This window comes from Flavobacterium sp. (assembly GCF_043780635.1).
In the GTDB taxonomy this organism is placed as follows: domain Bacteria; phylum Bacteroidota; class Bacteroidia; order Flavobacteriales; family Flavobacteriaceae; genus Flavobacterium.
The window spans coordinates 1-6,038 of sequence record NZ_JAYWCK010000108.1 but is presented as its reverse complement, the minus strand read 5'-3'; the positions used below and the strand labels follow the sequence as shown (position 1 = coordinate 6,038).

At 29.3% G+C, this 6,038-nt stretch carries 7 protein-coding genes; all 7 read right to left on the bottom strand.

The genetic code is table 11. The features are described from left to right. On the bottom strand, nucleotides 1-614 hold a 614-nt coding region (dgt, locus tag ACH2BV_RS09825), incomplete at its 3' end, for a dGTP triphosphohydrolase (protein ID WP_395050550.1). A 96-nt stretch (nucleotides 615-710) separates the two neighbouring features. After that, the gene (locus ACH2BV_RS09820) at nucleotides 711-1,190 is read right to left on the bottom strand and encodes an RDD family protein (RefSeq protein ID WP_395050549.1); all 480 of its coding nucleotides are present in this window, start codon (nucleotides 1,188-1,190) and stop codon (nucleotides 711-713) included. Nucleotides 1,191-1,255: 65 nt separating this feature from the next. Further along, nucleotides 1,256-2,098: a DNA damage-inducible protein D gene (gene dinD, locus ACH2BV_RS09815; protein ID WP_395050548.1), complete on the bottom strand. Its 843-nt coding sequence runs from the start codon at nucleotides 2,096-2,098 to the stop codon at nucleotides 1,256-1,258. Nucleotides 2,099-2,109: 11 nt separating this feature from the next. Beyond that, nucleotides 2,110-4,149 (bottom strand): DUF3883 domain-containing protein, encoded by a 2,040-nt coding sequence (locus tag ACH2BV_RS09810; protein WP_395050547.1) that lies wholly within the window; start codon nucleotides 4,147-4,149, stop codon nucleotides 2,110-2,112. Between the two features lie 4 nt (nucleotides 4,150-4,153). Continuing rightward, complete coding sequence (locus ACH2BV_RS09805) at nucleotides 4,154-4,918, bottom strand: hypothetical protein (protein ID WP_395050546.1); 765 nt, start codon at nucleotides 4,916-4,918, stop codon at nucleotides 4,154-4,156. A 110-nt stretch (nucleotides 4,919-5,028) separates the two neighbouring features. Continuing rightward, the gene (locus ACH2BV_RS09800; RefSeq protein ID WP_395050545.1) at nucleotides 5,029-5,394 is read right to left on the bottom strand and encodes a DUF4160 domain-containing protein; all 366 of its coding nucleotides are present in this window, start codon (nucleotides 5,392-5,394) and stop codon (nucleotides 5,029-5,031) included. Nucleotides 5,395-5,436: 42 nt separating this feature from the next. Next, complete coding sequence (locus tag ACH2BV_RS09795) at nucleotides 5,437-5,928, bottom strand: Cthe_2314 family HEPN domain-containing protein (RefSeq protein WP_395050551.1); 492 nt, start codon at nucleotides 5,926-5,928, stop codon at nucleotides 5,437-5,439. Between the last annotated feature and the right edge of the window lie 110 nt (nucleotides 5,929-6,038).

Below are 6,038 nucleotides of genomic sequence, written 5' to 3'. Positions count from 1 at the left end.
GCTATATTTTGTGTTGGTTTTTTGGGTAAACTTTCCTTTGGATATTTCATAAATGCACCAAGAGTGGCATACGAAATTCTCAGTCCTCCTTCGATTCCGGGACGACTTGCTGTAAGTACCGAAAATCCATTGGCATTCCCTTCAAAATCGATTAAATCCTGCCATTCTTTTGCCGAAAGCTGGTCTTTGTATTGTTGCCCTTTTCCAATGGAAAAATATTCGCCAATGGCTTTTTCTCCAGAATGTCCAAAAGGCGGATTTCCAATATCGTGCGCCAAAGAAGCCGCAGCAACTATTGCCCCGAAATCATTCGCCTGAAAACCGTGAATTTCCTTCAAATGCGGATATTTCTCGATGATTTTTTTACCGACCAATCTCCCAATGGAACGCCCCACAACCGAAACTTCTAAACTGTGTGTCAATCGAGTATGCACAAAATCCGTTTTTGACAATGGAATGACCTGTGTTTTATCCTGTAAACTTCTGAAAGCAGACGAAAATATGATTCGGTCATAATCGACTTCAAAGCCCAAACGTGTGTCGTCTTGTTCTATTCGTAATCGTTTGCCTGTGTCACCTTGGCGTTTAAGTGATAAAAGTTGTTCCCAGTTCATTGTGCAGTTTTAGATTTAGCGAATATAATAAAAAGGTACTGTTTTAAATAAAAACAGCCATCAAAATTGACGGCTGAATTTATTTTTATGGTTTTATCAAGGAAATAAAATTGCTCCTTTTTTATGATTGAACTCGTGTTTTCGCACCACATAAGTATCCGAAAACAAATCGTGCAATCCTCTGAAATCACCCCACAAAAAAGTAAGACATTCAAGTGGAATAAACCGAGACAATGTTCGAATGAAAATCTTGTGTATTTTTGGCCTGGTACCGTCTTTTGTCACCACAATTGTTTTAGTGAAATACTTAGCAAAAGTTCTTGAAAAATAGGTTTCAGTCAAAAAGTAGTATAAAAACAATAGTATAGACCAAAAAAGTAATCTTTGGAGAATTGTTGTCGATTCAGCCCACTTTGTAAGGTCATAATTATTAGCAATATTTCCAATGATGATGATAGTTGTGGCAATACTAATCAAAATAGTATGGACAATTAATAAATCAAGAATACAATTAATAAAACGTTGTCCTCGTGTTGCCCATAAATCGTCTGTAACGGTGAATTCATTATTTTTCATTTTGAAGTTTTTTAATGGCTATGAAAAATGTTTTTATAGCGATAACTCCTTCAAATATAGTGAAATTAAGTCAGTTTATCAGGGTTTTTACCAATGTTTTTTGTCTCTGAATTCACCCTTCTTTCTAATTTTTTAATGTCTTCTTGTGGCGGAAGATTTTCAGGTACAATTTTTCTGTCTAACAGCAATTTTCTTACTCCTAAATTGTTTTTTATATGTTCCGAGGAAATACTTCTTTCAGATGACAATCCTTTGTCTTTAGTATTAAAAACTGTAATTTCAGTTGCAAAATCCTTGGCTTTTATAACAATTGTTGGAAGGAAATCAGCCAAAGGTCTACTGTCAGGAACTCCAAGTTTTTTCTTCATTTGTGAAGTGTTTTTGCCTCCAAATAATGCCTGATCTCCTTTACTCCTAATTATCCCAAAATTTTTGTCATTTCCTGTTTTTTCAAAAATAAGTTCTGATAATTCCTTTTCAGATAAAGTTAATTTTTGTCTGGCGTTTAGTCTTTCCCACTCATCTATCCTTTTGGCAATTAATTCAAATTTCCTTGTTTGAATTGCAAAATAATTTTGAGCGAAAGCAATTTGTTCTTTTCTTGGATCACCGTTTTGAGCTATTAAATAACAAGCATAACGCGTAAGCATTATGTCATCAATTTCTCTTTCTGTTCCAGAACCAATTACAACCATTTTGTTGACGTCAACAAAATGGTCTAATATAAGATTATCAGAGACTTCACAAGAAGTTTTTGCTTTAGAAATTACTTTGTTAAAATTTCGCCATTCTGAATATCCTAATAAATGTTGAATATCTCTGGCAAACCAAAATTCAATTCCATTTTCTGTAGTTTGTGAATGGTTTTCAAAATCATTTGTCAAACTTTTTATTAACTCGTTCTTCATAAGCTATAGATTTACAATTCAAACCTTCTTGGATTATATTCATATTCGGAACATTCCCAAATCCATTGGACACATTGTCTATTTAATATTAGATTATTGATTGGGTCAGAAATCATAGCTATTTCAAAAAAAGCATCAGTCTGACGAACAATGGCAACATAAAACTTTTTTTGTTTTTCTTGAGCAACACCTATTTCATTATTGGTTAATTTGAATTTCTGACCTGGAAGTGTAATTGATTTTACTTCAATATGAATTTCTTCTCCATTCGGATCAAATCCATCCAAATCATAACCAATATTTTGTTTACTGACATCTTGCAAGTTAAACCCATTTAAGTTTAATATTTCCAACGTTATTTCTTCAGCAGTTCTCCAACGTTTTATACCATATTTAATTTTATCAGTGGAAATTTCTTTAGAATTATTATACCAATTATCTGTTGGAATAGTTACATTTTGAGCAAGTCCATCAAATTTAATGTCGTTATCGTTTTTATTGATAATTAAATTTCCTTCATAATTCGGGAGAAGTTTTTTAAACGCTTGTTTTATATCAAATTCAGTCAACCCGTTTTCAATTAATAAAGAAATATAAGAATCATCAATTAATAAGTTTTCAGAAAGAACTTCCTTAAAAGAAAACCTTTTCTTGTCGTGAATCACTATTTTTAAATCACTTACTGTAAGAATAAAACTATCATTGTTAATAGACAAGATAGAAGTAAATATATATTTGGAAATCTGAACACAACCTAAAATTGAGATTTCTGAATCATTAATTTTCGTTTTTAATGTTTCAAAAGAAGCTTCTTTTGCTCCAAGAAATTTTAAAAATGATACTAAACCGTCAATATTTAAAAAGCTTGAGCCAATAACTAAATTACCATTAGATTTAGCAATAATATTATAATCCTTTGGATTTAGCCAATTTGGAGGCAACATTAGTTTTTCAAAGAAACCTGAATTTATATTTTTGACTTGTTCTAAAAGAAGTTTTTCAAAAGAAGTCTTTTTAAAACTTATCATTCTTGGGTCAGCATAAGGAACTAAAGCTTTAATTATACTATTGTTTTCCGCTTTATTACTGGATAAATTTTTCTCAATTAAGTTTATTATTTGAGTAGCTATATTTTTTATTGTAATATTTGTTTCATCGTCATAAATCAAATGTTTTCTTGACGGATCAGTACTAAAATCGCCATTTACAATAACTCCAAGTCCTGTTAAATCTTCTGTTGGCAAAAATGAATAAACAAAAGCATCTGCCTGATTAATTCTTATTGGAAGATTCTCTTCTATCTGAAAAGCAATTGCTGTTTTTTTATAATTAGAAAGCAACCATTCTGTTTGATTGCCGTTATTTTTGATTTTTAGTTTTGTTTCACTTTCTGAAATTATTGTTTTATCAATGTGTGTTACATTATAATTTGAAATAGAAATTTCAGTAGTTACAACATTGTTAAGAAAAAGTAATGATTTATAATCAAAAGACTCATATTCAGACTCTATTTCGTTAGCGGTAACTCCGGTAAAAACAAAAACAGTTGTAAATCCATCATTAATTAGATTTTCAACGTTTGCAGCAATTAATGATTTCTCTTTTTCAATTATAGAATGCGGAATTCTTATTAGTGGAACTCTTGTTGCGTTTGGAATTTCATTTTTGGTTCTCTCTTTAGAAAATGTAATTTCTAAATCACCACTAATAATATGGATTTCTTTTGCAAAACCTACAACTGATTTAAAACCAATTCCTCTATAACCAATATTTTCTCCTCTTGTTTTATTAGAAGATGCGCTTCTGCAAAGACTTTCTACATCATTTGCATTGAAAGTTCTACCATTATTGGCAACATATAAAAAATCTTTATCTTTTATAATTTTAAATTTGGTAGCGTTTGCATCATCCGCATTTTGCAATAATTCTATAAAAGAGCGATTGTTATAACTTTCAGCGATATAGGTTTCTAAACCCGCTAAATCAGATAGTAAATTGGGTGATGATTTTGCTTCTTCAAGTAATTTTATTCTTATATTATTAATATTCATAGAGTTATCGCTTTTTAGGATATAATCTTATTTTATTAATCTTATCAGCAATCCCATTTTCATTAAAATAAAATTCTAAAATTTCAAATCCAAAAAAAGTATCATTATTTACATTACAGTTACTAACATCCAATATTTGTCCATCTATATCATAAGCTACACATTCTACGTTTATACTTTGATCTATTGTAATTCCATTGTTTGAATGTAATTCCGAAATAACTTTAACCCAATTATCTAAATGAACCTTAATTGAAATATTTTCAAACCTAACTTTAAGTCTTTCTTCAAAAGCCTCAAGTCTTTCGATTTTTTTAAATAAGGATTTTGCTAGTAGAGTAGGATTTAATTTAATTTCTTTTTCTCTCTTTTTACTTTCTATCTGTTGCCAATAATTTCCTGTTTTCATAAAACAGATTTCAAGTTCTGCTCCTTCAAATGGAAGTTCAATGGCTATTTGAATTGTATCAGCGTCAGAAATTTTTTCTAGTTTTGATTTATAAAATACCAACCCAGCCTTTTTGAATGAATTTGGTTTTATATTATCCTCTTCAATAAGATACCCTGAAAGCCAGTTGTCTTGTTCTAATTGTTCTTTCTTATTCGTAATATAAGTCGCTTTTGAAACAATTACTTTTCTGTTGCTAGAAGTTTTATTGTCAATAATGAGATAAATTATAAAAGCATTTTGACCATTTGCCATTGACATATCCTCAAAACCATCAATTTTCAAGTCTAATCCGAAATTTTCATTAGTTTGATATTCCATTTGTTCAGTTTATTAATTCGATTTTATAAAATTAGTATTTTTTTTATGGATTATACCCTAAAAAATTAGGTTAACCAAGTAGCTTTTAGAGATATTGAAATTCAAATTCGTCAAACATTATCTAAATTTGTAGAGGTCTCATTAACTTTTTTATTCCAAATTTCATCCATTTTCATTTTTACTACTTCATCATTATAAAATTTGGAAATTTTTTTAATTTGTTTTTGTTTAATTCTGCCACTTATATATTCACAATTTTCAATCTTAAACTTGGCATCAACACTTCTATCATTAGTTTGCACGTGAAAATGTGGGGGATTATGGTCATTTGAATTAATAAAGATTCGTATATTATTGACTTTTCCTATGGCATCCCTAGTTTCATAATAAGGAGCTAAACCGTCCCAATTAAAATATTTTTCTAGAATTCGTATCAGAATAAATTCGTCTATTTTAGAAATCTCATTGTTTTCCATAATAAAAGTATACAAATGACTTGAAAAAATTGTTGCTAAAAATTATTTTAGTTTCAACTTCATAATTGAATATTGTTTGTCTAAATCATCAAATATTAGCAGTAATTTTTCAAAACACATTTGGTTAGTTTGTGTAAACTCTTTTTTTGTTTTTGAAAGATAACGAGTTAGTGTTTGTGTTCTAACATATTTAAGATTTTTACCTTTATCACTTTCGAGCATCCTTTTTGAAAGCTCCGTATTATAAAATATTTCTATTTGAAATAATTCTTTTTTTATATGAGAATGCCTGTGAATTATAACATTTCTCTCAGTTACAAAATTCTGTAAAACCTTTCGGAATTCTTTAAATGATTCAGGTAACGATGTCATTGTAACTTTCAAATTATTAATTATAACCCTATCATTAATATCTTTTTCATTAATACCTAAATGAAATACAGCGTTAATTGTTTGAAGAATACGGTCAGTTAAGGATGTCAATCTAATAATATAATTTTCAACATTATAAGTTAAATGTTCTCCTCTACTAATCCCATTTTTGCTAATGAATAACCCCGAAGCAGAGCTTCGAGGTATCGTGTTAGTCGAATAAGAAACTCAATTGATTTCTATGAAATTTTTTATACTTGTTTTTCTCATCT

Excerpts from the sequence above, each read along its gene's own strand:
- ACH2BV_RS09820 (WP_395050549.1), bottom strand. The coding sequence starts at position 1,190 with ATGAAAAATAATGAATTCACCGTTACAGACGATTTATGGGCAACACGA.
- dinD (WP_395050548.1), bottom strand. The coding sequence starts at position 2,098 with ATGAAGAACGAGTTAATAAAAAGTTTGACAAATGATTTTGAAAACCAT.
- ACH2BV_RS09810 (WP_395050547.1), bottom strand. The coding sequence starts at position 4,149 with ATGAATATTAATAATATAAGAATAAAATTACTTGAAGAAGCAAAATCA.
- ACH2BV_RS09805 (WP_395050546.1), bottom strand. The coding sequence starts at position 4,918 with ATGGAATATCAAACTAATGAAAATTTCGGATTAGACTTGAAAATTGAT.
- ACH2BV_RS09800 (WP_395050545.1), bottom strand. The coding sequence starts at position 5,394 with ATGGAAAACAATGAGATTTCTAAAATAGACGAATTTATTCTGATACGA.